Origin of the sequence: Parasutterella muris (genome assembly GCF_009767915.1) — a bacterium.
Classification (GTDB): Bacteria; Pseudomonadota; Gammaproteobacteria; order Burkholderiales; family Burkholderiaceae_F; genus Parasutterella; species Parasutterella muris.
Genome location: NZ_WSRP01000003.1, coordinates 36,287 through 60,630 on the forward strand (window position 1 = coordinate 36,287; position 24,344 = coordinate 60,630).

22 protein-coding genes are annotated in these 24,344 nt (G+C 52.0%); 3 read left to right on the top strand and 19 right to left on the bottom strand.

The features are described from left to right. Positions 1–38: 38 nt before the first annotated feature. The 6 genes from lpdA to E5987_RS01450 form a co-directional block, all read right to left on the bottom strand. Positions 39–1,472, bottom strand: coding sequence for a dihydrolipoyl dehydrogenase (gene lpdA / locus E5987_RS01425; protein ID WP_160334301.1), 1,434 nt, complete (start codon positions 1,470–1,472; stop codon positions 39–41). Between the two features lie 9 nt (positions 1,473–1,481). Then, the gene (gene odhB / locus E5987_RS01430; RefSeq protein ID WP_160334302.1) at positions 1,482–2,723 is read right to left on the bottom strand and encodes a 2-oxoglutarate dehydrogenase complex dihydrolipoyllysine-residue succinyltransferase; all 1,242 of its coding nucleotides are present in this window, start codon (positions 2,721–2,723) and stop codon (positions 1,482–1,484) included. A gap of 36 nt (positions 2,724–2,759) precedes the next feature. Next, positions 2,760–5,618: a 2-oxoglutarate dehydrogenase E1 component gene (locus E5987_RS01435; RefSeq protein ID WP_160334303.1), complete on the bottom strand. Its 2,859-nt coding sequence runs from the start codon at positions 5,616–5,618 to the stop codon at positions 2,760–2,762. Between the two features lie 247 nt (positions 5,619–5,865). After that, positions 5,866–7,269, bottom strand: a complete 1,404-nt coding sequence (locus E5987_RS01440) for a flavocytochrome c (RefSeq protein WP_160334304.1) — start codon at positions 7,267–7,269, stop codon at positions 5,866–5,868. Between the two features lie 100 nt (positions 7,270–7,369). Next, positions 7,370–7,993, bottom strand: a complete 624-nt coding sequence (locus E5987_RS01445) for a response regulator transcription factor (RefSeq protein ID WP_160334305.1) — start codon at positions 7,991–7,993, stop codon at positions 7,370–7,372. Next, the gene (locus E5987_RS01450; RefSeq protein WP_160334306.1) at positions 7,953–9,764 is read right to left on the bottom strand and encodes a sensor histidine kinase; all 1,812 of its coding nucleotides are present in this window, start codon (positions 9,762–9,764) and stop codon (positions 7,953–7,955) included. Before E5987_RS01450 ends, E5987_RS01445 begins: the two co-directional genes overlap by 41 nt. 135 nt (positions 9,765–9,899) lie before the next feature. Here E5987_RS01450 and E5987_RS01455 point away from each other — a divergent pair, with 135 nt between their 5' ends. After that, entirely contained in the window at positions 9,900–10,889 is a 990-nt protein-coding gene (locus E5987_RS01455) for a malate dehydrogenase (protein WP_160334307.1), read from the top strand. A gap of 41 nt (positions 10,890–10,930) precedes the next feature. Then, positions 10,931–11,395, top strand: a complete 465-nt coding sequence (locus E5987_RS01460; protein ID WP_160334308.1) for a putative toxin-antitoxin system toxin component, PIN family — start codon at positions 10,931–10,933, stop codon at positions 11,393–11,395. Here E5987_RS01460 and nagZ read toward each other — a convergent pair. The 4 genes from nagZ to recO are packed head-to-tail and all read right to left on the bottom strand — an operon-like array spanning position 11,349 to position 14,027. Further along, positions 11,349–12,422, bottom strand: a complete 1,074-nt coding sequence (gene nagZ / locus E5987_RS01465) for a beta-N-acetylhexosaminidase (protein ID WP_160334309.1) — start codon at positions 12,420–12,422, stop codon at positions 11,349–11,351. The two genes, E5987_RS01460 and nagZ, sit on opposite strands and share 47 nt — an antisense overlap. Next, the gene (gene acpS, locus E5987_RS01470) at positions 12,422–12,814 is read right to left on the bottom strand and encodes a holo-ACP synthase (RefSeq protein ID WP_160334310.1); all 393 of its coding nucleotides are present in this window, start codon (positions 12,812–12,814) and stop codon (positions 12,422–12,424) included. The genes nagZ and acpS overlap by 1 nt, the downstream gene beginning before the upstream one ends. After that, on the bottom strand, positions 12,811–13,317 hold the full coding sequence (locus tag E5987_RS01475; RefSeq protein ID WP_160334311.1) for a DUF805 domain-containing protein: 507 nt from the start codon (positions 13,315–13,317) through the stop codon (positions 12,811–12,813). The genes acpS and E5987_RS01475 overlap by 4 nt, the downstream gene beginning before the upstream one ends. A 5-nt stretch (positions 13,318–13,322) precedes the next feature. Next, positions 13,323–14,027: a DNA repair protein RecO gene (gene recO / locus E5987_RS01480; RefSeq protein ID WP_160334312.1), complete on the bottom strand. Its 705-nt coding sequence runs from the start codon at positions 14,025–14,027 to the stop codon at positions 13,323–13,325. Positions 14,028–14,279: 252 nt separating this feature from the next. Here recO and E5987_RS01485 point away from each other — a divergent pair, with 252 nt between their 5' ends. Next, positions 14,280–15,650, top strand: a complete 1,371-nt coding sequence (locus E5987_RS01485) for a dicarboxylate/amino acid:cation symporter (protein WP_160334313.1) — start codon at positions 14,280–14,282, stop codon at positions 15,648–15,650. Here E5987_RS01485 and E5987_RS01490 read toward each other — a convergent pair. The 9 genes from E5987_RS01490 to fabG all read right to left on the bottom strand — a co-directional run bounded on the left by E5987_RS01490 (position 15,647) and on the right by fabG (position 24,344). Then, a complete protein-coding gene (locus tag E5987_RS01490) occupies positions 15,647–16,822 on the bottom strand; it encodes a C45 family autoproteolytic acyltransferase/hydrolase (protein WP_160334314.1) in 1,176 nt (391 codons plus the stop codon). The genes E5987_RS01485 and E5987_RS01490 overlap by 4 nt on opposite strands. A 134-nt stretch (positions 16,823–16,956) precedes the next feature. Next, positions 16,957–17,373, bottom strand: coding sequence for a hypothetical protein (locus E5987_RS01495; RefSeq protein WP_160334315.1), 417 nt, complete (start codon positions 17,371–17,373; stop codon positions 16,957–16,959). Positions 17,374–17,545: 172 nt separating this feature from the next. Then, the gene (era, locus tag E5987_RS01500; protein WP_160334316.1) at positions 17,546–18,463 is read right to left on the bottom strand and encodes a GTPase Era; all 918 of its coding nucleotides are present in this window, start codon (positions 18,461–18,463) and stop codon (positions 17,546–17,548) included. Between the two features lie 3 nt (positions 18,464–18,466). Then, entirely contained in the window at positions 18,467–19,153 is a 687-nt protein-coding gene (gene rnc / locus E5987_RS01505; protein ID WP_160334317.1) for a ribonuclease III, read from the bottom strand. Positions 19,154–19,161: 8 nt separating this feature from the next. Then, entirely contained in the window at positions 19,162–20,052 is an 891-nt protein-coding gene (gene lepB, locus E5987_RS01510) for a signal peptidase I (protein WP_160334318.1), read from the bottom strand. A gap of 21 nt (positions 20,053–20,073) precedes the next feature. After that, positions 20,074–21,867 (bottom strand): translation elongation factor 4, encoded by a 1,794-nt coding sequence (gene lepA, locus E5987_RS01515; protein ID WP_160334319.1) that lies wholly within the window; start codon positions 21,865–21,867, stop codon positions 20,074–20,076. Positions 21,868–21,996: 129 nt separating this feature from the next. Beyond that, on the bottom strand, positions 21,997–23,223 hold the full coding sequence (gene fabF / locus E5987_RS01520) for a beta-ketoacyl-ACP synthase II (RefSeq protein ID WP_160334320.1): 1,227 nt from the start codon (positions 23,221–23,223) through the stop codon (positions 21,997–21,999). Positions 23,224–23,248: 25 nt separating this feature from the next. Continuing rightward, complete coding sequence (acpP, locus tag E5987_RS01525; protein WP_160334321.1) at positions 23,249–23,488, bottom strand: acyl carrier protein; 240 nt, start codon at positions 23,486–23,488, stop codon at positions 23,249–23,251. 94 nt (positions 23,489–23,582) lie between these two features. After that, positions 23,583–24,344 (bottom strand): 3-oxoacyl-ACP reductase FabG, encoded by a 762-nt coding sequence (gene fabG, locus E5987_RS01530; RefSeq protein ID WP_160334322.1) that lies wholly within the window; start codon positions 24,342–24,344, stop codon positions 23,583–23,585.

Here is a 24,344-nt window from a genome sequence, read left to right on the forward strand (position 1 = left end):
AGAGTAAAGACGGCGCAAGCGCCGCCCTTATCTGATTATCAGAAGTTTATCGCTTCTTTATTCACTGCGAGAGCCGCTTCCTTCAGTGCTTCGCTGAAAGAAGGATGCGGTTCACAAATCAGTGAGAGATCTTCGGCAGTCGCTCCGAATGCAAGCGCTTCACAGGCCTGGCCGATCAGCTCTCCGGCCTGAGGTCCGATGATATGAACGCCGAGAATTTCATCGGTCTGAGCGTCCGCAAGCATCTTCACAAAACCCTGAGTTTCTCCGACTGCGCGTGCGCGGCCGTTGGCCATAAAGGGGAACTGCCCGACTTTATACTCTCGTCCCGCTTTCTTCAGTTCGTCTTCCGTTTTACCGACCCAGGCGATTTCCGGTTCGGTGTAAATCACGGAGGGGACGCGCTCCAAATGAACAAACGCTTTACGGCCTGCAATTCTTTCGGCTACCGCAACGCCCTCTTCTTCAGCTTTGTGCGCAAGCATCGGACCTCTCACGAGATCCCCGATTGCCCAGACATTCGGAAGATTGGTACGGCACTCTTTGTCCACTTCGACAAAACCGCGTTCATCGAGTTTTAAGCCGACGACCGGCGCGTCAAGGGAAGCTGTGAACGGCACGCGTCCGATCGAAATAAGAAGGCGTTCCACCCACATCTCGCACTTCTTGCCGTCCTTGTCGGTGTAAGAAACAGAGACGCGTTCGCCATTGTCTTCAATGTGATCGATACGAACACCAAATTCCATGGAAAGCCCCTGCTTCTCAAAGATTTTCTTTGCTTCCTTGGTGACGGAAGAGTCTGCAAACGTCAGCAGATCCGGCATCGCCTCAAGAACTTTGACATCGGCTCCGAACTTCTTCCAAATACTGCCGATTTCCAGTCCGATGACGCCCGCTCCGATAATGCCGAGGGTGGTCGGAACTTTTTTCAGCGCGAGAGCTCCGCTGTTGGAAAGAATGCGGTCTTCATCAAAGGGAACGTTCGGCAGGGCACGAGGCTTGCTTCCGGTTGCAAGAATCACGCTCTTAGCCATGACTTTCGTCTCTGCCGGCGCGTCGACGTTGATCAGATACCCGTCCGCGTCTGCAGTCGCGAAAGATCCTCTGCCGTTAAGGAAGGTGATCTTATTCTTCTTGAAAAGATACAGAATACCGTCATTGGTCTGACGAATAATCTTATCCTTACGGGCCATCATCTTGGCAACATCGATCGCGGGACAATCCACTTCGATTCCGTGCTCACCCGCTTTAAGTTCAATCTCTTCAAAAAGCGCGGCCGTCGCCAACAGCGCTTTAGAAGGAATGCAGCCGACATTGGTGCATGTGCCCCCGGGCGCGGCTTTACCTTCCTTCATCCAGTCATCAATGCAGCAAACGGAGAGTCCGAGCTGTGCGGCTCGGATCGCCGCAACATAGCCGCCGGGACCGGCGCCGATGACAACGACATCAAAAACCTGAACATCTTCTCTCATTGAATTCTCCTACAGATCCAGCAGCAGACGAGCGGGATCTTCAAGCGCGTCGCACATGGCAACAAGCGCTAATACGGCCTCTTTGCCGTCAATCAGACGATGGTCATAACTCATCGCCAGATAATTCATCGGACGAATCACGACTTCGCCGTTCTCAGCGACGGGTCTCGGCTTCGTGCCGTGCACTCCCAGAATCGCAGACTGCGGCGGATTGATGATCGGCGTTGAGAACAGAGATCCGTACACACCGCCGTTGGAAATCGTGAATGTGCCGCCTGTTAACTCTTCAAGCGTCAGCTTGCCGGACTTGGCGCGTGCGGCAAAGTCGGCGATTTCTCTCTCAATCTGCGCAAAACTCTTCTGATCGGCGTCACGAAGAACCGGCACGACAAGCCCACGCGGGGAACCCACTGCAATGCCGATATCAATGTAGCCGTGATAGATAATATCGCTGCCTTCGATCGAAGCGTTGATAATCGGGAACTGCTTTAACGCGTGTACCGCGGCCTTAACAAAGAAGCTCATAAAGCCGAGCTTGATGCCGTATTTCTTTTCAAAGCTTTCTTTGTACTTCGCTCTCAGCGCCATCACCGGCGCCATGTTCACTTCATTGAATGTCGTCAGAATGGCACAGTCGGACTGAGACTGAACAAGGCGTTCTGCGACGCGAACACGCAGACGGGACATCGGCACGCGCTGTTCAGGACGATCGCCGAGCGCGGGAGAAAGTTCTGCGCGGGGTGCGGCTGCGGGTTTTGCTGCCGGCTTAACTTCCGGTTTTGCAGCCGGAGCGGGTGTCTTCAGCATTGAAAGCACATCCTGCTTTGTGATTCTTCCGCCCAAACCGGTTCCCGCGACTGCCGCCGCATCAATACCGCTGTTGGCCATCAGTTTCTCAGCCGCGGGCATCACGGTCGGCGCCTTCGGGGCTGCCGCAGTCTGCGCTGCGGGCCGAACGGGAGCGGCCTCCTCGGCCTTCGGTGCCTCTTCCTTGGGAGCGGATGCGACAGCCTCGGTATCAACCGTCGCAATCAGCTGATCACTCAATACGGAAGCACCGTTGGGCCGCTCGATACTTGAGAGCACTCCGTCAGCCGGAGAGGGAATTTCTAAAACGATTTTGTCGGTTTCGATCTCGATAAGAATTTCATCGGCCTTCACCGGCTCGCCAACCTTCTTTTTCCATTCAATCAGGCTCGCCTCAGAAACGGACTCCGACAGTTCGGGAACTTTAACTTCAACAATTGACATTTTTTACTCCGAATTCTTTACTGTTCTCTGTACAAACTACTTCGTCTGGATAAAACCTTTCAGGCGGCCAAAGGCATTCTCAAGAAGCTCTTTAAGCTGCTCGGCATGTTTGCCGGCATAGCCGACCGCCGGAGACGACGAAGCGGGACGTCCTGCGTATCCGAGTCTGGCTCCCGGAACCATTTCTTCCAGCAGATGATGCTGGACATAGAACCATGCGCCCTGATTCTGAGGCTCGTCCTGACACCAGACCACTTCAGAAGCAAACGGATAGCGCTTAAGCTCATCTCCGAGTGTCTTGTGCGGGAACGGATAAAGCTGTTCGATACGAATCACCGCGACATTGTCGATCTGATGATCGGCGCGATATTTAATCAGGTCGTAATAAACCTTGCCGGTACAGATTAAAACGCGGCGAACGTTATCAGGCTCAATCGGTTCGGATTCACCGATTACCATCTTGAAGCTTCCTTCGGTAAGCTCGGATAGCTCGCTTGTCGCAAGTTTGTTTCTCAATAAGCTCTTCGGAGAGAAAACGATCAGAGGTTTGCGAACAGAACCCACCATTTGGCGGCGAAGCAGATGGAAAATCTGCGCGGCCGTTGTCGGCTGACAGATCAGCATATTGGTATCGGCGGCAAGCTGCAGATAGCGCTCCACGCGGGCTGAAGAATGTTCCGGGCCCTGACCTTCGTAACCGTGAGGAAGCAGCATGGTCAGTCCGCTCTTGCGGCCCCATTTCGCTTCGCCGGAACTGATGAACTGGTCGATCACGACCTGAGCGCCGTTTGCGAAATCGCCGAACTGCGCTTCCCAAATCGTCAGGCACTTCGGAGAAGAGCTCGCGTAGCCGTATTCAAACGCCAGAACAGATTCTTCCGACAGCACTGAGTCGATAACGGTAAATTTCGCCTGATGCTCAGAGAGGTGCTCAAGCGGGACCCAGATACCGGAATCCCAGCGATCGCGGTTCTGATCGTGCCAAACCGCATGACGATGACTGAATGTGCCGCGGCCGGAATCTTCGCCCGAAATACGAACGGAATAGCCGCTCACGAGAAGCGTCGCAAAGGCGAGGTGTTCGGCAAGCCCCCAGTCCACACGCAGCGCACCGTCCTTCATCTGACGACGATCTCCGATGACTTTCTGCAGCAGCGGATGCAGTTTGAATCCTTCCGGAATTGTTGTGATGATGTCTGCAAGACGCTTCAGTTCATCAACCGGCACTCCGGTACGGACTTCTTCGCTCCAAAGCCCGTTAAAGCTTGACCAATCCACCGCATAAGGATTCTTAGAGGTAATGAGCGGCATTTCTCTCGGCGTTCTGCCCTCTTCCAAATTCTTACGGTACTGAGCAACAAGCTCTTTGGCTTCTTCCTGAGAAACCACGCCCTGAAGCGCTAGTTTGTCGGCATAAACCTGACGCGTGCCCGGATGAACATTGATCTTCTTGTACATCAGAGGCTGTGTTAGGCTCGGAGTATCCTGTTCGTTGTGTCCGAGGCGGCGGAAGCAGACGATATCCACGACCACGTCGCGGTTAAAGCTCTTGCGGAATTCCATAGCAAGACGCGTCGCGTAGGCCACTGCTTCCGGGTCGTCACCATTCACATGAAGGACCGGCGCCTCAATCAGTTTTGCCGGATCCGTACAGTAAGTCATCGAACCCTTATCGCGCGGGTCCGACGTTGTGAAGCCGATCTGATTGTTAATGACGATATGCATCGTGCCGCCCGTGCCGTAACCGCGGGTATCGGCTAAATTGAGCGTTTCCATAACCACGCCCTGACCGGCGAACGCGGCGTCACCATGAACCATAACACCCATCACTCGGCGTCCCTTCGGATCATCTCGTCTGTCCTGACGGGCGCGCACACTGCCGACGACCACCGGATCAACAATTTCCAAGTGTGAGGGATTGAACGCAAGTGCTAAATGAATCGGGCCGGCCGCAGTGACAACATCGCTCGAGAAGCCGTTGTGATACTTAACGTCACCGGCTGGTAAATCCTTGCTCTTATATTTGCCCTCAAACTCTGCAAAGAGTTCGCTCGGAGATTTACCAAGCGTATTGACCAGAACATTCAGACGTCCGCGATGGGCCATACCGATGACCATTTCTTCGATGCCCTGTTCGGCACCCGCTTCTACAACTTCGTCGATAGAAACGATAAAGCTTTCGCCGCCCTCGAGAGAGAAGCGCTTCTGACCGACATATTTAGTATGCAGATAGCGCTCCAAACCTTCGGCCGCCGTGAGGCGCTGAAGGATGCGTTTTTTGGCTGCGTTGTCGTAGGAAGGAACCGAACGGTTCGGTTCTAGTTTCTGCTGCCACCAGCGCTTAATCACCGGATCGCTGATGTACATAAATTCAATGCCGAGGTCTCCGCAGTATGTCTGGCGCAATGCCGCGATCAGATCACGAAGCGTCATCTTATCGGCGCCGAAGTACGTATTTGCGGCGGAGAAGACGGTGTCCATATCCGCGTCGGAGAGTCCGTAGAAAGACGGCTCAAGTTCCGGAATCTTAGGACGTTCTCTGCGGTGCAAAGGGTCAAGATTTGCCCATCGGGCGCCGAGGAATCGGTATGCACCGATGATGGACTGAACGGCAACCTGTTTTCTTGCGATTTCGAGATCACCTTCGCTGACCGGGCAGCTGACGCCTCTTGGCTGCATAGCGCGCTGAGCGAATGCCTCAATGATCGGAGCGTGCGGCACATCAGGTGTTTCCACGCGTCCGTCGGAAGCCGGAGTCTGCTGAAGGCGGTCAAAGAATTGGCGCCATTTCTCATCGATGGAAGCAGGATCTTCGAGATACTGCTCGTAGAGGTCTTCGACATAAGGAGCGTTGCTGCCGAAGAGGTAAGAAGTCTGAATTAATTCTTTTATCACAATTTCACCTTGGACAAATTTCTTGCCGCGTTAGGGTTCGTCGGTCGTGAGCGGACCTACGGACGCCTCGGGTTTCCCGAGTGTCTTCGTGTTTAAGAGGCAACACAAACTTAAATTATAGGTTTCTTTATGTTTACAGAGAAGAAAAAATGCGTGCCGATTCAGCAAAAAATGCGGGGTAAGCAGAAAAATCAGCCCGAGGTTCCGGAGAGCCTCGGGCTGCTGCGATTTGACCTATTCGGTCAGATTAGTTTGCTGCTTTAGCGGCGTTAGCACCTGCAATTCTTCCGAATGTCACGATATCCGCAACGGCGTTGCCGCCAACACGGTTACCGCCATGTACGCCGCCTGTGACTTCACCCGCTGCGAACAGTCCGGGAATCGGTTTTGCGGTTACGCCAATGACTTCCGCATTCTTATTGATTCTTACACCGCCCATCGTATGATGGATCGCCGGAGTAATCTGGAACGCGTACATCGGCCAGACATTGTTTGCCGCGATCATTTCAGGACGATCAAAGGCGGTATCTTTTTTCGTCTTGTAAGCTTCATCGTACTGCGCCATTGCGGCTTTCAGATTGGCTTCGGGAACACCCATCGCTTTAGCGAGTTCGGATACGTTATTTCCGGAAACTGCAAGTTTCTGGGCCACATAGCCGGCGGCCAGTTTGTTGGACTTGACGAGTTTGTCGTCAATCAGAAGCCATGCTTTTCCGGTAGGCTGCGCGAGCACGGCGGCAACGACGTCACGGGGGAGAAGTTCGTTGACAAATCGTTTGCCTTCCTGATTGATCAGGTAACCGCCTCTGGCACGCATAGATTCTGAAATCAGGATACCTTTAACCGGAATAACGGTCGGATGAGCCTGAATTTCACGGAGATCGACAAAAGTAGAACCAACGCCCTTTGCCAACTCCAAACCCTCACCAAGAGCGCCCGGCTGATTTGTGGTCGCAAAGCCTTTGTATTCCGGTCTCAGAGAAGAAATCAGTTTGGCGTTTGCGCCGAATCCGCCGGTCGCAAGAACGACAGCTTTTGCGTCAATCGTGTATTCCTTTTTGTCTTTGCCTTCAACTTTGACGCCGACCACCTTACCGTCTTTTTCAATCAGCTGCGTGACTTTGCTGGAGGGACGAATCTGTACCGACGGAAGTTTTGATGCGGTGCTATACAGAGCTTTTACCACTGCCGCGCCAACCGGAGCTCCGTCACAGGGGCCGTGTCCGCGCGCTCTGGTCTGACCGCCGCCGCGGCCCATACGATGGCAGAACGGAGCGCCTAAAGACAGAAGCCACTGTTCGGCGTCCTTGGCGTTCTCAGCTAAAGTCAGGGTCAGTTCGGGATTGTTCAGATAATGGCCGCTCTTCTGAGCGTCTAAGCTCATAATCTGAGCTGAATCGTTTGTAATTCCGTGCTCAAGCTGCTGGAGCGTGCCTGCGGCATTCATACCGCCTTCGGCTCTGAGCGTGTTGCCGCCGATAATCGGCATTTTTTCGAGCACGATGACATTCTTACCGGCTTGAGCTGCTGTAACAGCCGCAGAGAGGCCGGCGCCGCCGGAACCCACCACGACGACATCCGCCTCTTCGGCGCTGACAGCAGTCATACCGAGACCGAGTGCACAAATAACCGCTAAAGATAATTTATTCATTGCCTTTCTCCTGAGATCAGATTAGTTGCAAAACGATGTTCGATGAAAGGAGTATCCGGTAAATCGGTACTTAAGTAGGAAGACAAAAATCAAATGCTCTTCAATTTTTTTCGTCAATGTGCGACAAAAGACGCGTAATGTCGGAGACCGACTGAAGTTTCAGCTTTCTCGAGGCGTTCTGCCGATGTACTTCCACGGTTCTCTCAGACAGCGACAGCCTCTCGGCAATTTCCTTATTGATCAGACCGGACGCCACAAGACGAATCACCTGTTTCTCCCGGTTGGTCAGCGTTTCAAACCGTTTAATCTCATCGGTTGATTCAATCGTCCAGCCTCGGTGACTTTCATCCCACTTCACCGCCTTGGCAACCGCTTCCAAAAGTCTTGACTCATTAAGAGGCTTCTGAATAAAGTCCACCGCGCCGTCCTTCATGGCCTGCACCGCCATGTCCAAGTCCCCGTGCCCGGTCAGAAAAATAACAGGAGTCGCGTATCCGCGAGAACGCATTTCTTCCAGCACTTCAAGACCGCTCATCCCGGGCATCGCTACGTCTAAAATCACGCAGCCGAGCACGGACGGGCTGTCGCCGACGAGGAAGTCTCTCCCGCCTGAATAACACTCTACGCACCAACCATCCGTTTCCAGAAGAAACTTCAGAGCGCCGGAGAACGATGTGTCATCATCAACGATTCGTATGAGCGTTTTCTGCAGCCTTTTTTCCATGATTCGCCTCATGAAGCGGCAAAGTGATTAAAACACTAAGACCGCCGACGTTATTTCGACTAAAAGAGATCTTTCCGCCGTGGTTTTCAACTATTCCGCGAACAATCTGCAGTCCGAGCCCTAACCCGGAGGATTTGTCAGACTGTGTCGGTTCATTGAAAAGACTCAGCTTTTCTTCCGATAAATTTCCATTGTCACAGATCCTTAGCTCTGCGCGCTTTGCATCTTCAAAGATACTGACGGTAATCTTCGGGTGCTTGATATTCTGTTTGGTGAGCGCCTCGGACGCGTTTCTCAGCAGGTTGACAATACAAAGTTCTATTTCCAAGGCATTGACGTATACTATCGCCCTGCTGTTAAAGCATGTCACAATCCCGGACTCTGAGCCTGTCTGTCGATTAAATTCACGAATAGACTTTGCCGCGAGCTCACTCAGCGCCAATGTCTGTCTTCCGCTGTCCCGACCTTTAGCGTATTGTCTTACCCGATCGACAATTGCGGATGCCATATCCGCGTCTGCACGCATCTCTTCAAGTACCTCCTTCATCTTCGCTTCCGTGAGCGTGCCGGCTTCAGAGGCGCGCTGAAGCGCTCTGGCGTATAACTTAATACTCGCTAAAGGCTGATTCAGTTCATGCGCGATCAGTCCGGAGACCTGACCGACAACCCCGGCTCTCTGCATTCTTAAAAGTCTTTCGTTAGCAGCTTTTGCCTCTTGAAACGTCTTATTCTCCCGCTCAAGAGAGACTCTGAGCTGTCGAGTCCGCCGCTCTACAAGTTTGGAGACTAAGTACGTGTAAGTGAGCAAAAGAAGAAGCATTGCGCCGGCGCCTAACAAGACGTACTTGTATTCGTGAAGCATCCGCCCAAACCAAAGCCTGCTGAATCGCTGGTAAGCACCGAGATTCAGCGCGCGAAGGAGCGTATCAAGTTCAGTGTAGTCGCTCGCGACCGACCAATGAATCCCAAGCGCGGTCGGTTTCTGATGAATAAGCGCGGCTGTTACCGCCGAAACATAAGCCGCCGGAAGATTCGGGCTTGAACCAATACTCCAATTAGGATACAGCGCAGTCGAATGCAGGCAGATATGTTCGTCTTCCGGCTGAAGGTTAATAAATTTCAATCGAGTCGGATCCACAACTTTTCGATTGACGGCATCTTCCAAATAACAAATTCTAAGAATGCCGACATCTGCTTTTCCTGTCAGCACATCTTCGATGATCTTGTCTCGGTCAAGCCCGTAAAAAGAGGTCCCGGAAAAGAACTGCTGAGGGTTGTAGCCGGCTTTAGCCACTTCGCCCATCGCCGCAAGATACATTCCGAACGCAGTCACTCTGCCAGCCGCCGCCTTTTTTCCTTTTAAATCGTCAATCGTGTTCAAGTCCTTTCGACCGGCATTCACGATGATGAGCGAACCTTCGCTTTTATTCGGATCTTTGGAAAACGGCGATGAGGCGGTCACCATGTCGCGCAGCCCGATATCCTGAAACCGGCGAACCGTGCTGCTCGTTGCGAGATAAAAATCCGCCGTCTTCTTCTCCATCATCTCTTCGATTTCCGGAAGCTCGGCGTATTTCACTTCCAGCCTGCGCGGGTATACATTCCGACGAATGGTTTCAATCGTTTCGTTAACGAATGCCTGATTCAGCAGCGGATTAACTGCAGAATTAATAACGAACACAAGCGGCGGATGCGCTTTTACTTCGGCAAAAGCAACCGGCGCACACAAAAGCTCGACAGCGATCAGAGAAATCAGGATAAAAGGCTTCATGAGGAAATTCTACCGAACATACGAATGAAACTAAATCCGCGGTATCCGCCTAAAAAGCGTTCTCCTCAAACCCAGCTGATAAAATAATCAGGTTGTGTTCAATTAAATCTTTATAGAACTAAGGAGATACTCCAAATGAAAAAACCAATTAAGGTCGCCGTCACAGGAGCTGCGGGCCAGATCGGATATTCGCTGCTCTTCCGTATTTGCTCAGGCGACATGCTCGGAAAGGATCAGCCTATCGATCTTATGCTGCTCGAACGCAACAACGAAGCTTCCATGGCCGCCTCCCGCGGAGTCATCATGGAATTGGACGACTGTGCTTTCCCGCTCCTTAACAGCGTCAGCTCCTCCTGCTGCGCTAAAGAGTGCTTCGCCGGTGCTCAGATCGCATTGCTCGTCGGCGCCCGTCCTCGTTCCGCCGACATGCAGCGCTCCGATCTGCTTGCCGCCAACGCTCAGATTTTCGTTGAACAGGGCCGCGCCATGAACGAAGTCGCTGACCCCAACATTAAGGTTCTCGTCGTCGGCAACCCCTGCAACACCAACGCTTATATTGCCCGCCGCTGCGCTCCGAATCTGAATCCGCGCAACTTCACAGCAATGATGCGCTTGGACCAGAACCGCACTTTCTCTCAAATTGCACACAAGCTGGACTGCAAAGTCACCGATATTGAAAAGCTTCCTGTATGGGGCAATCACGGCGGCACAATGTTCCCTGACCTTACCAACGCCACGGTTCGCGGCGAAGCGGTCATGAACCTCATCGACCAGACTTGGTACACAGAAGATTTAATCCCGACTGTCGCTTCCCGCGGAAGCGCAATTATTAAAGCACGCGGCCACTCTTCCGCCGCTTCTGCCGCGAACGCAGCGATCGACCATGTCCGTGACTGGGTCAACGGCTCCAACGGCCGCTGGGTCACAATGGCTGTTCCTTCTGACGGCTCTTACGGCGTTCCTGAAGGTCTCACCTTCGGCTTCCCGGTCGTCTGCAAAGACGGTGACTATGAAATCGTTAAAGGTCTTGAACTTTCCGACTTCCAGAAAGAAAGAATCGCTAAGAATGTCAAAGCACTGACCGAAGAAAGAGAAATCGTCGATCAGATCATTGCACAGGCCTAACCGACTCTGATATCGGGCCGCGAAAGCGGCCCTTTCCTTTTATGCAGACCGTAATCTTTGATACCAATCTCCTGCTTGATTTCTTTGTTTTCCGCGATAAAACAACCGCTCCGCTTTGGGAGGCTGCTTGCGCGGGACAATTCCGAACCGTCACAACACAGGAGGCGATTGATGAATTCAAAGATGTACTGACCAGACCGGCTTTTAATCTGACGCAAAAGGCTCAGGAAGAAGCGCTTAAAGACTTTTTATCCGTCGCAGAAAACGTGGCAGTCACAACTGAAGCACAGGCACGGTGCAGAGACCCTTTGGATCAGAAATTCATCGATCTCGCAGTGAGTGAGGCGCCTGCCGTTCTCATCACCAAAGATAAATTGGTGCTTCGCTGCGCGAAAAGAATAAAAAAGACCGGCGCAGTGATTTGCTCACCAAGCACGGCCTTACTGAATCCCGATCTCGTTAAAACGCCGCAGCCGTCTCCGCTTTCTGATTCAGTTCAGCGTTAAACGCCTCAATCATCTCCACACACGTCTTGTAGTTGGCATTCAGTTCAAGCCCGTCACGGCTCGGGAATTTGCCGCGCGGAAGAATTCTGGCCAAACGCTCATCAAAGAGTTTTGTGCGAATCCAGCGCTGGTTGGCGAGAACCTGCTGAACTCCGTCCGGATCGTTGCAGATCAGGATCATGTCACATCCGGCAGCAAACGCCGCGTCACTGCGGGCGGTAATCTCACCGATCTCCGCCGCGCCCTTCATGCTCAGGTCGTCACTGAAAATCAAACCTGTGAATCCAAGTCTTGTCCGAAGCTCTTCCTGAAGCCATTTCTTAGAAAAGCCTGCAGGAGCGGAATCGACCTGAGAATAGGCCACGTGCGCGGGCATCACTGATGTCAGGAGTACGCCCAGAGATTTATACGGAACTTCATCATTGCTGCGAATATCCGATAAGGGTCTGTCATCCACCGGAAGCTCAACATGAGAATCCGCAGACGCATAGCCGTGTCCCGGGAAATGCTTGCCGCAACAGGCCATTCCGGCCTGGGACATTCCGCCGATCAGCGCGGTCGCAAGAATGCTCACAACTCTCGGATTGCGATGGAATGAACGCGTGCCGATAACCGCGCTCTGACCGTAGTCCAAGTCCAGACAGGGCGCAAAGGTGAAATCCACACCGCAGGCACGAAGTTCAGCAGCCATAACCAAACCGCAGGCTGCCGCCAGACTATGTGCGCGCTGCGGCTCTTTATCATAAAGCTGACCAAGTGAATTCATCGAAGGAATGCGGGTAAAACCCTCACGGAATCTCTGAATTCTGCCGCCTTCATGGTCCACGCCGATAATCAGCGGGGGATTGCGCAGCGCGTGAATGTCATGCGTCAGATTGTGCAGCTGATCGATATTCTCGAAATTGCGTGTGAACAAAATCACCATGCCGACCATCGGATGCTGAAGAAGCTTGATTTCTTCATCCGTCAGTTCCGTTCCGGCAATATCAACCACCAAGGGTCCAAGCGGACGATCTACTTTTTCCATTAATCTTTCCTTTCGCAAATCACTACGGCGATCGCCGTAGTTTCACAATCGCTCAGCGAGATGTGAAACCGCATCGCGCGGCTTTCTATTTCCTCGGCAAGCGCGCCTCCAAACTTCAGGTACGGCGCCCCGAGCTCATTGTTCAGCACACTGATATCGCTAAAATTGACGCTTCCTCTGAAACCGGTGCCCATCGCCTTTGAAAACGCTTCCTTCGCCGCCCAGCGGGAGGCTAGGTAGCGCAGACCTCGGACACGCGATAGCGAATTTCTATGATCATATACAACCCGCTCGTCTTCAGACAACACCGTACGGGCAAAATTAGGCTGTCTTGTGCAGGCTTTCTCTATTCGGGCGATTTCTACGATATCGCAGCCCAAGCCGCCGATCATTTGTCCTCTCCGCTGCCGCTGTACTTACCCCAGCGATTATCCTCCGGAAAACTCGGAAGACTCATCACGCCGAATGAAACCGCGGTGAGCGCGCCTAACGGCGCCCAAATAAACCAGTTGTAGCTCTGCATCATCGCGAATTCCGCAAGGCAGTAAAAGATCAGAATCTGCGGCATCCATGCCCACAGCGCGGATTTGTTGGCGTCGTGAAGACGACGCACCGAAATCGCTGCGGACGGTACCGCAATGTAAAGCCAGCCGCAGATCAGAAGTCCGAGAAATACTAAAACCGTATCTGTGGCGGTATCGCTGATCCACATCAGGACGGCTAAATAAAGTACGGTAAAAATCCAAAAGCGATAAAAACGAGCTCTGCCCGTGCGCCCTCCGAAATCGGTATAGCCGATCGTCATATCAAGATAAAGATCTCGAATCACAGGCGGCATTTTGTCGACGTAGGAAGCCAGTTCAAAAGGATTTTTTCCGGGTGTCGGATTTTTCATAACTGCTAAATCTTTTTAAGTTCATTAAGGATCCGCCGGGTGTTCAGCGGAATTTCCTCGAGATAATAACCGATAAGGTCACGGGTTAACATTCGGGCTTCCCTCTCCTGCTCTCCGGGCTGCAGAGTTCTGGAAATCAGCGCGCGCAGCGTATCGGAAGAGACCCCGGCGTTTTCCAAAGCGGTGTTGTCCGAAGCGATCAGGTCCCCCACCACAAAGCGGTATCTCGATGCCGGAAAGGGACCCTCAGGCAGGCCGTAACCAAGTGCGTTCAGAAAATCAAGCTCAAAGTAGCGCAGCGTCACAAGCGGCTCTTCGCCCGAAGCGAGTTTCTTCAGTGTCTCGTAGTAGGATTTAAACAGCGCCTGCTCCGGAACTCCTCTGGGCAAAAGCCGCACCAGAAGCTCATTGATATAAAACGCCGACATCAGAAACTTTTCTCCGAGGGGAATCGTGCCGTACCATTCCGCACGAATCAGATTCTTAATCTCGCCTTTGCCGGAGTAAGAAATCGCAAGCGGACAAAAGGGATTTAACAAACCCCTGTATTGGGACATCGGGCGCTTTGCGCCTCTTGCAACAAGCGACATGCGGCCGAAATCGCGCGTAAAAAACTCCACGATCAGACTGGTCTCCTTCCAGGGATACGTGTGCAGCACAAAAGTGGGCTGCCCGTTGACGCGGAAGTCCGAACGAGCTTTTTCTGCCATTTAAAAATAATGTCCTTTCATCAGTGGTCCGACTATTTTAGCGGCTGCAGTCGGCACGGCTCAAATCGAAAACACTCTGTTACGCACATCCCCGACTCGCCTCTGTCAACGACTCTCACGGGAAAAGAAACATTTACTCACGGACTTTTTAAGGGAAACCACTAATTCATCAGATATATTACATATAAATACCTGTGATTAAGTATTTTTACTAATCGTAAATACGTTATTCAGCTTTTTAGGAGCGGAACAATGAAAAAACCTTTTTACAAGGTCCTTTATGTGCAGGTGCTTGCTGCTATCGCTCTCGGCGTCCTGCTGGGATTCTTTTGGCCGGACCTCGGCGCGAAGATGAAGCCGCTTGGAGACGGCTTCATCAAGCTAATTAAAATGCTCATCGCTCCGGTCATTTTCTGCACTGTCGTCACCGGCATCGCCGGTATGGAAAACATGAAGAAAGTCGGCAAGGTCGGAGGCTTAGCTCTTCTCTACTTCGAGGCGGTGACGACGCTCGCACTGATCATCGGTCTTCTCATGGTGAATCTCTTTCAGCCGGGAAGCGGCATGCATGTGGACCCGTCCACACTCGACATGAGTTCGGTATCAATGTACGCGGCCTCAGAAAAGCCGCAGTCAACACTTGATTTCATATTTCACATTATTCCGTCTACCGTTGTCGGCGCCTTTGCCGAAGGAGAAATCCTCCAGGTTTTATTCTTCTCGGTCATCTTCGGGTTCGCTCTGCAGCATCTGGGCGGCGTTAACCATCCGGTCTACAGTCTGATTAAGAAAGGATCCGACATCCTTTTCACCATGATCGGATGGATCATGAAAGTCGCCCCGATCGGCGCCTTCGGCGCCATGGCGTTTACAATCGGCAAATATGGTATTCATACACTGATCCCGCTCGGTAAACTGATGTTGGTTTTTTACGCCACCTGTCTGTTTTTCATTATCTTTATTCTCGGCGCGATCTGTCGAAGCTGTGGGTTTTCTCTTTTTAAATATCTTGCCTACATTAAAGAGGAACTTTTAATTGTGCTCGGCACGTCTTCATCCGAGGCGGTTCTTCCGCAGATGATGAAGAAAATGGAACAAGCTGGCGTCAGTAAATCCGTAAGCGGCCTTGTCATTCCGACCGGTTACTCGTTCAACCTTGACGGTACAGCGATCTATCTGACAATTGCCGCAGTCTTTATCGCACAGGCCTGCGATATTCAAATGACGCTCAGCCAGCAGATCACGCTGCTTCTGGTGCTCCTTCTGACAAGTAAAGGAGCAGCCGGTGTCTCGGGTTCCGGCTTCATCGTACTTGCAGCAACATTGAGCGCAGTCGGTGATGTCCCAGTCGCCGGACTTGCGCTTATCCTTGGCGTAGATCGTTTCATGAGCGAAGCACGTTCCATCACCAACATGATCGGAAACGGCATCGCCTGTGTCGTCGTCGGCCGCTGCGTAGGTGAGCTGGATAAAGCGCGGCTCACCAAGATGCTTACCGCCAAACGCGACATCATCGCGGATCTGGAAGCCGACCTCGGGAAAGTCGAAGAGAAATTAGGGGGCGAGCTCACTTCCGCTGTTAACGAAACAGCCCTGCTGCCCGCAAAAGGCCTAAACGATTAGAGTCGGTATTCAGAAATTTTCCCTTCACACGGGTATCCTGTGCTAATCCAAAGGATACCCGAACTCACATCCATCACAATGGCGTAGACTGTGCAGTAGCGATCGCCGGTCAAACGAGGGTCTTCGTGATAACAGACAGATTCCGGATAAAGTTCATGATCGCTCAGCAGTCGGAAAAGCCCTTTCATGCCGATCGGTCCCTTCATCTTTGAGAGCTGTTTCTGTACTCTGTTCAGCCTCGTATAGGTTGACGGAATAAAACTCTTGGCAACGTCATTAGGCGCAATCAGAGCGGACAGATAATGATTGGTGTGGACAAGCGCTTCGCCCTTACTCATGATCACATCAAATGCGTCCGGAGAAAATTCAACCTGCATTTCATAGTTGCTGCGTGAAGCGATATTAAAGACACCGGAACCAGCCCGTGGAACAGCAGAAACCGCCTTCAGAGCTTCTGTCGGTAGGCTCGAATTCAGAATATTGCGCATCATCAGATGCAGCGGCATACCAATTTTGCCTTTACCGACGGAAGCCGCATTAAGACAAACACCCAAACCCTCAGAATTAAGTCCTTTGCCTCCGACCAAACCGGCCTCACAGACCATTAGAATCGTGGGACGGCCCTCTTGTTCCACTTTCAGAATCACTGAGTTGGATCTTGCCTTTGCAAACCAGTCCCATGTCTGTCCCATAAACACGTTGCCGCCTTCTCCTAATTCGGCCGGAACCATAATGCAGGTACATGCGTCCGAGTTTGCAAACAAAACTTCGCTTCGGCAATTCAGCGTGAGAATGTCTTCAAAAGATTTTCCGCTTCCCTGTGCGATTCCCTTCATTTCCTCAATGGACTCAGGACTGTACTTTTGAATGACCGGTAAAAATTTTGCCGCCAGCGACTTCGCTTTCTCCCAGTCAATGCCTGCGGATGACTGAAAGACCGATGCATAAAACTTAATGTTTCTGTCTATCTGCTCAGCGGCACTTTGACCGTACGTGACGCCCCTTTGCAGCGCGGAACCTTTCAATTCGATAAAAGGATAGAAGGGCTGCTTTTCAATTTCAGGCGAATGAATGTTAGGGACCGACAGCTCCGAGGCGACTTTCGCCTGCGCAGCAAAACCACAGAGAGCGCTGCTGACAAGCGCGGCGATAAATTTTCTTCGGATGATCATTTGTTCAAGTATTTGTAAGTTCGATCTTGGAATTATGACCGTTTATTGCCTGAAATACCCGCCCGTCCGTAAATATTTTTAGCGTACAAAAAAATCGGGACTCGACGTCCCGATTTATTTTGTTTGCAAGACTTTTACTTAGTCAGGAGTCTTGTCAGTTTGGTGATGCAGTCACGGCGCCAGAAGAGATGGTTCTTGCGCACAGGCTCTCCGCCGAGGCTTTCGCAGTAAAAGTCCAAAGCTTTTTCAAGCGATTTCTTTGCTTCCGGGCCTTCAACTCCGAGAAGCTTGTTGATACGGTTGACCGCAATGACAGTCTTGTCATTGCTCTTGGTACCCGAGCCGTATGCAATCCATCTTGCAGGGATGAAATGCATCGCATCGTCCCAAATATACACAGCGAAATACTCGCCTCTCTTGACAATGTCCAGACGATCCTTCTTGCTGAGTTTTTCAAATGCGCGAATGTTCTTAACCAGAGCTTTGCGGCTGTCTGCGAGGTTCTTCTGATAACGGACGTTCTCACGTTCGAGAGTGTATTGCTTATTCAATTTACGCCTCCGTATCTGACGATATATCTGTAATCCGTGCATCCTAACGAACTTACACGATAATAAGTAATTACCCTGACCTTTTTGAGCACCTTTCCCGTTTTTCAGGCATAAGAAAAACCTCCGAACCCAATCTTGAGTCGGAGGCTTAATGTCCTAAAAAGCTTACAGATTACTGACCATAGCCGAGAGACTTGAGAACACCGGCATCGTCGCCCCAGCCCTTGCGAACTCGAACCCAGACTTCCAGATAAACTTTCTTGCCAAGCATTTCTTCAATATCTTCGCGCGCCAGTCTGGAAATTTCACGAAGTTTCGCGCCTTTTTCGCCGATCACGATGCCTTTATGGCTTTCGCGGTTAACGATCAGTGTCGCAAAGATTCGCGCAAGCTTGTCGGTTTCTTCCCACTTATCGATCATGACGGCGACACCGTACGGCAGCTCATCGCCCAAGAGGCGGAAAGCCTTCTCACGAATAATTTCCGCAGCCAGGAAGCGCGGAGATTTATCCGTATAAATGTCGTCTTCAAACAGTTTGTCGCCTTCCGGAAGGAACTTTCTGATCACTTGAAGAAGTACCTTGAGCTGACGACCCTTCTCTGCGCTCACAGGGACGACTTCGGCAAACGGGAACTTCTGCATCGACTCGGTAATGAGAGGAAGCATCGCCTCACTTTCCTTAACTTCATCGGTCTTGTTGATCGCAAGAATGACATTCTTTGCTTCTTTTGAAAGAAGCGAGAGAACCGTCAGGTCTTCGGGACGCCAGCCGGTCGCTTCAATGACGAGAACCACCGCATCAACGTCCGCAAGGCTCGATTTAACTGACTGATTCATTCTGGACAAAAGTTCAGAAGAATGTTTCGTTTGGAAACCCGGTGTGTCCACAAAGATATACTGGGTGTCGTCGGTGGTTAATACACCCATGATGCGGTCTCGTGTGGTCTGCGGTTTCTTGCTCGTGATGCTGACCTTCTCGCCGACAAGTGCGTTGATCAGAGTGCTCTTGCCGACGTTCGGACGGCCGATCACGGCAACATATCCGCTGCGGAATTCTTTAGTTTCTTCTGTAACTGTGTTTTCTGTCATAACTTAGCCTTTCAATTTCTTAACGGCTTCGCTGTCCAGAGCTTTCTGCGCGGCTTCCTGTTCCGCCTGTCTGCGGGAACGGCCGACGCCTTGAAGGTTAATGTCCAGTTTCGGAACGCTCACGCTCACCAGGAACTCCTGATCGTGCGGCAGTCCGCGAACCTCCAGTACTTCATACACCGGCAGACCGTAATGATGGCCCTGCAGTACTTCCTGCAGGCGGGTCTTCGGGTCTTTGCCCAGCGTATCCGGCGTCAGCTTGCTCAGCATCGGCTCATATAAGCGAATGATGACAGTTTGCGCCGATTCGAAGCCGGAGTCGGTGAAAACCGCCCCAAATATGGCTTCTACTGCATCCGCAATAGTTGACGGACGACGATTTCCTCCGGTATGCAGCTCACCCTCGCCAACGCGAAGGAATTCGGAAATACCGATGCGTTCTGCGATTTCCGCAAGGGCGGACTGTTTGACAAGGTTGCTGCGAACGCGTGAAAGAGAACCCTCGTCAAAATGCTTGTCCTTCAAAAATAAGGCGTTGCCGATGACGCAGTTCAGCACGGAGTCTCCGAGAAACTCCAAACGCTCGTTGTTTTCCGAAGAAAAAGAGCGGTGTGTCATCGCGCGCTTCAAAAGCGATTCGTTTTTGAACTTATAACCGATTCTATTTTCAAGTTCACTGAGAGGCAGCATATTTGCTCCTAGTCAAAGAAACCGATGCGGCTCGGCTTCGAAAGATTCATCCAAATCATATTGGCCCGTCCGACTAAATTTTTCTCCGGCACAAAACCCCAGTAGCGGCTGTCTTCGGAGTTGTCGCGGTTATCACCAAGGACGAAATATGTGTCCTTGGGCACGGTGCAGATCAATCCGCCTCTCACGTAATCACAAGCGTCGGGGTTGTTGTGAATCGGAAGCGGATAAGCGCCGGCAGGGGCCGCGCGATTGTTGAGAATACGGTGATCCTTCTTACCGAGCTGCTCGACAAACTGATCAAGCTCCTGCATCTTGGCTTCATCGTAATACTTACCGTCAGCGGTGACGGGCACAGGCTTCCCATTAATGGTCAGCCGCTTGTTGATGTATTCAATCTTGTCGCCAGGCAAACCGACAACACGCTTGATGTAGTCAATTTTTTCATCCGCGGGATAACGGAAGACAATCACATCGCCTCTTTCAGGCTCACCGATCGGAACAATCTTGGTGTTCAGCACCGGCAGACGCAGACCGTAGTTATATTTGTTCACTAAAATCATGTCGCCGCTTTCAAGCGTCGGCATCATAGATCCGCTCGGGATTCTGAAAGGCTCAAAAATGAATGAGCGCAGAATGAAAATAAAGAAAATTACCGGAAAGAAACCGGCAGTATATTCAAGCCACTTGGGACGCTCATTCATGCGCGTGACCATCGCAGAGCGAGCTGCCACCACGGACTGTACACCTCTGCGCAGCGCATCTTCGTTGCTTCTGTCGAACTGCTGCAGTTCATCAGACATGACTTTGACGCGTTTAGGTTTCCAGACAAATACATCAAGAACCCACAGCACGCCTGTAAAAACGGTCAGGAGGAAAAGAATGAGAGAAAAAGTCATAGTGATGCTCCTCGATGAGGGTTATTTGTCGTCTTGCTGAAGAATTGCAAGGAAGGCTTCCTGCGGAATCTCGACGGTACCGACCTGCTTCATGCGTTTCTTACCAGCTTTCTGTTTTTCCAGTAGTTTGCGTTTACGCGTAATGTCACCGCCGTAACACTTGGCAAGCACGTTCTTACGAAGCGCTTTCACGTTTTCACGCGCGATAATGTTTGCGCCGATGGCCGCCTGAATGGCGACGTCATACATCTGTCTCGGAATAATGCCGCGCATCTTGGAAACAATTTCACGGCCGCGGGAAACCGAGTTGGCTCGGTGCACAATGCTAGAGAGCGCGTCCACCTTATCACCGTTAATCATGATATCGATCTTGACGACATCAGAGGCTCTGTACTCTTTGAACTCGTAATCCATAGAAGCATAGCCGCGGGTCAGTGACTTAAGCTTGTCGAAGAAGTCCAAAACGATTTCCGCGAGCGGAAGGTCATAGTGCAGATGCACTTGTCTGCCGTGATAGGCGAGGTTCGTCTGAATACCGCGCTTCTGGTTGCAGAGCGTCATGACCGCGCCGACATACTCGTCCGGCACAAAAATGGTCACTGAATCGATAGGTTCGCGGATTTCCGCGATCTTATCCACCGGCGGCAGCTTTGAAGGATTCTCAACATGGATAACATTGCCGTTGCGCAGCAGTACTTCGTAGACCACGCTCGGCGCGGTCGTAATCAAATCCATGTTGTATTCGCGCTCGAGACGCTCCTGCACAATATCCATGTGCAGCAGCCCGAGAAAGCCCGCTCTGAAACCGAAACCGAGCGCCTGAGAAACTTCCGGTTCAAAGTGCAGAGCCGCGTCGTTAAGCTGCAGCTTCGTGAGCGCATCGCGAAGCGCTTCGTACTGGTTTGATTCCACCGGGTAAAGGCCCGCAAACACCTGACTCTTAACCTCCTTAAAGCCGGGAAGCGGCTCCGAAGCCGGATTCTGAGCGCTTGTGACCGTATCACCGACTCGGGCGTCTTTCAATTCTTTGATTCCGGAAATCACAAAGCCCACCTGCCCTGCGCTGAGCTCGGTCTTCGTCTGAGATTTCGGTGTAAAGATGCCGACCTGTTCAACCAAATGGTTTGCACCGGTCGCCATCAGACGAATCTTATCTTTCGGACGAAGTGTTCCGTTCACAACACGCACCAGCATCACAACGCCGACATAGTTATCGAACCAGGAGTCGATAATTAGCGCCTGCAGCGGCGCTTTCGGGTCGCCCTTAGGCGCAGGGACACGCTCCACAATGCGTTCAAGAATTTCATCGATGCCAAGACCGGTCTTTGCAGAGGCTTCAACCGCGTCCGTCGCGTCAATTCCGATGACTTCTTCGATTTCTTCACGGGCTTCATCAGGATTTGCGCTCTGAAGATCCATCTTATTGAGAATCGGAAGCACTTCGACGCCGAGCTCAATGGCGGTATAGCAGTTGGCAACTGTCTGAGCTTCCACACCCTGCGTGGCGTCCACAACAAGCAGCGCACCTTCGCAGGCTGAAAGCGAACGGCTGACTTCGTAGCTGAAGTCAACGTGTCCCGGGGTATCAATAAGATTTAATAAGTACGTTTGGCCGTCTTTAGCCTTGTAATTGAGAGAGGCGGTCTGAGCCTTAATAGTAATGCCGCGCTCTTTTTCCAGATCCATGGAGTCCAGGACCTGAGATTCCATCTCTCGCTCGGAAAGACCGCCGCAGCGCTGAATCAAACGATCAGCGAGCGTGGATTTGCCGTGGTCGATATGAGCGATAATAGAAAAGTTTCTGATCTGCTTCATACATTCCTAAATGGATGTTTGCTTGTCCGCATCCATCAGAATTGTTTCGAATGGATGCGGACAAGGCGGTTCAAAAAAACATAAAGGGGGCGCTTGCGCGACCCCTGCTGCTGTTCAGTCGGATTGAGATCAAACCTGACCGAAAACAAGAGAACCGTTGGTTCCGCCGAAACCGAACGAGTTTTTCATCGCGTAGCGTATTCGCATTTTGCGCGCTTCGTTCGCACAATAATCCAAATCACACTCCGGATCTTGTTCAAAAATGTTAATGGTCGGCGGTGAAACTTGGTTTTTCAGAGCCAGAACGGTAAACACGGACTCGATACCGCCGGCGCCTCCGAGAAGGTGACCCGTCATAGACTTTGTGGAATTAACCACCAAATCCTTGGCCGCGTCGCCAAAAGCGAGCTTAATCGCCTTGGTCTCATTGATATCGCCAACGTGCGTACTGGTTCCGTGCGCGTTCAGGTACTGAACATCGGAAGCGTTGATTCCCGCCTGTCTGAGGGCAGCCTGCATACAGCGCATCGGACCTTCCGCACTCGGCGTCGTGATGTGATGCGCGTCTGCAGAAAGACCGTAGCCAACCACTTCGGCGTAGATCTTCGCTCCGCGTTTTTTCGCGTGCTCGTACTCTTCAAGCACCAGCACACCGGCGCCCTCGCCCAAGACAAATCCGTCTCGGTCCTTGTCAAAGGGACGGGACGCGGTCTGCGGATCGTCATTGCGGCGGGAAAGCGCGTGCATGGAGTCAAAGCCTCCGAGACCGAGCGGGCAGACACCGGCTTCAGCGCCGCCGGCGACCATCACATCCGCGTCACCGCGGCGGATGAGCCAGACGGACTCGCCGATACTGTGCAGACCGGTCGTGCAGGCCGTCGAATAGGCAAGACTCGGTCCCTTGAGATTGCGCATAATGGAAACCTGACCGGCAACCATATTGGCGATACTGCCCGGAATCAGGAACGGCGAAATTCGACGAGGTCCTTTTTCCAGATAGGAACCGTTGTTGACGCAGATTGTTTCCAATCCGCCGATTCCGCTGCCGACAGCGCAGCCCACTCTCACCGCGGTTTCTTCATCAATCTGAAGTCCGCTGTCATCCAGAGCCTGAAGAGAAGCCGCCACTCCGTACTGAATAAAGCGGTCAAAACGACGCGCTTCTTTCGCCGGAAGATACTTCTCCACTTCAAAATTCTTGACTTCACCGGCGATGCGGGAGCCGAAAGCGGACGCATCAAAGTGCGTCACCGCAGCGATGCCGGATTTACCCGCCAGCGCATTCTCCCAACTCTCCTCTACCGTGTTGCCAATCGGGCTGATCATGCCCAAGCCGGTAACGACTACTCGACGCATTAATTGCTCCGTTAATGCTTAAAAATTAGGCCTTCTGATTGGCTTTGATGAAGTCGATAGCCTGCTGAACAGTCTGAATCTTTTCCTGCTGATCGTCAGGGATTTCAATGCCGAAAGCGTCTTCAAGAGCCATAACGAGCTCAACTGTGTCCAGAGAGTCGGCACCCAGATCGCCAATGAAAGAGCTTTCATTCTTGATGTCTGCTTCGTTGATGCTGAGCTGTTCGGCAACTACTTTCTTAACTTGCTGTTCGATATTGTCCATTTGTAACCTCTTAAAAAAATATGTACTGCATAATTAGGCTAATCTCGAATTATATCCGAGCCGCCGATGTTTAAACTAGCCAAAAAAGGCGGATTTACATTCTCATACCGCCGTTGACCTCGATCACCTGTCCGGTGATGTAGTCTGCGGCAACGGACGCAAGGAAGACGACAGCGTCTGCGATATCCTCCGGCTTGCCTAAGCGAGCCATCGGAATCTGCGCTAAAAGCGCGGCTTTCTGAGCTTCGCTGAGCGCGTCGGTCATATCGGTCGCAATAAATCCGGGCGCGACACAGTTGACCGTAACACCTCTCGCACCGATCTCGCGCGCGATCGATTTGCTCATCGCGATTGTGCCCGCTTTGGCCGCTGCGTAGTTAGCCTGGCCCGCGTTGCCCATCATGCCGACGATGGAGGCGATGCTGATAATTCTGCCGTGACGCGCCTTCATCATGCCGCGAAGGCATGCGCGGGCAAGACGGAATCCGCCTGTCAGATTGGTTTCAATCACTTCATCCCACTGTTCGTCCTTCATGCGCATCGAAAGCGTATCGCGTGTGATGCCGGCGTTGTTCACCAAAACCGTGACCGCGCCGAATTCGGCTTCAATCGCTTTCATAAAGGCGTCGCTCGATTCGCGGTCGGCCACGTTAAGCACACGGCCGAATCCCTTTGCGCCCTGAGCTCTTTCTGTAATTTTGGCTGCGCCGGCTTCGCTTGTTGCCGTGCCGATTACGGTGGCGCCCGCTTTGAGGCACGCGTCAAAAATCGCGGCACCGATACCGCGGGAAGCGCCTGTCACCAAAACAATTTCGCCTTTAAGCGCTTCAGCGCTGAATACATTATTTGTGGTCAA

What these genes read in the sequence shown, in the direction of transcription:
- lepB (WP_160334318.1), bottom strand. Translation starts at nt 20,052, where the DNA reads ATGACTTTTTCTCTCATTCTTTTCCTCCTGACCGTTTTTACAGGCGTG.
- lpdA (WP_160334301.1), bottom strand. Translation starts at nt 1,472, where the DNA reads ATGAGAGAAGATGTTCAGGTTTTTGATGTCGTTGTCATCGGCGCCGGT.
- E5987_RS01475 (WP_160334311.1), bottom strand. Translation starts at nt 13,317, where the DNA reads ATGAAAAATCCGACACCCGGAAAAAATCCTTTTGAACTGGCTTCCTAC.
- E5987_RS01445 (WP_160334305.1), bottom strand. Translation starts at nt 7,993, where the DNA reads ATGGAAAAAAGGCTGCAGAAAACGCTCATACGAATCGTTGATGATGAC.
- lepA (WP_160334319.1), bottom strand. Translation starts at nt 21,867, where the DNA reads ATGAAGCAGATCAGAAACTTTTCTATTATCGCTCATATCGACCACGGC.
- recO (WP_160334312.1), bottom strand. Translation starts at nt 14,027, where the DNA reads ATGGCAGAAAAAGCTCGTTCGGACTTCCGCGTCAACGGGCAGCCCACT.
- E5987_RS01490 (WP_160334314.1), bottom strand. Translation starts at nt 16,822, where the DNA reads ATGATCATCCGAAGAAAATTTATCGCCGCGCTTGTCAGCAGCGCTCTC.
- acpS (WP_160334310.1), bottom strand. Translation starts at nt 12,814, where the DNA reads ATGATCGGCGGCTTGGGCTGCGATATCGTAGAAATCGCCCGAATAGAG.
- E5987_RS01460 (WP_160334308.1), top strand. Translation starts at nt 10,931, where the DNA reads ATGCAGACCGTAATCTTTGATACCAATCTCCTGCTTGATTTCTTTGTT.
- era (WP_160334316.1), bottom strand. Translation starts at nt 18,463, where the DNA reads ATGACAGAAAACACAGTTACAGAAGAAACTAAAGAATTCCGCAGCGGA.
- nagZ (WP_160334309.1), bottom strand. Translation starts at nt 12,422, where the DNA reads ATGGAAAAAGTAGATCGTCCGCTTGGACCCTTGGTGGTTGATATTGCC.
- E5987_RS01485 (WP_160334313.1), top strand. Translation starts at nt 14,280, where the DNA reads ATGAAAAAACCTTTTTACAAGGTCCTTTATGTGCAGGTGCTTGCTGCT.
- rnc (WP_160334317.1), bottom strand. Translation starts at nt 19,153, where the DNA reads ATGCTGCCTCTCAGTGAACTTGAAAATAGAATCGGTTATAAGTTCAAA.
- E5987_RS01440 (WP_160334304.1), bottom strand. Translation starts at nt 7,269, where the DNA reads ATGAATAAATTATCTTTAGCGGTTATTTGTGCACTCGGTCTCGGTATG.
- acpP (WP_160334321.1), bottom strand. Translation starts at nt 23,488, where the DNA reads ATGGACAATATCGAACAGCAAGTTAAGAAAGTAGTTGCCGAACAGCTC.
- odhB (WP_160334302.1), bottom strand. Translation starts at nt 2,723, where the DNA reads ATGTCAATTGTTGAAGTTAAAGTTCCCGAACTGTCGGAGTCCGTTTCT.
- fabF (WP_160334320.1), bottom strand. Translation starts at nt 23,223, where the DNA reads ATGCGTCGAGTAGTCGTTACCGGCTTGGGCATGATCAGCCCGATTGGC.
- E5987_RS01455 (WP_160334307.1), top strand. Translation starts at nt 9,900, where the DNA reads ATGAAAAAACCAATTAAGGTCGCCGTCACAGGAGCTGCGGGCCAGATC.
- E5987_RS01450 (WP_160334306.1), bottom strand. Translation starts at nt 9,764, where the DNA reads ATGAAGCCTTTTATCCTGATTTCTCTGATCGCTGTCGAGCTTTTGTGT.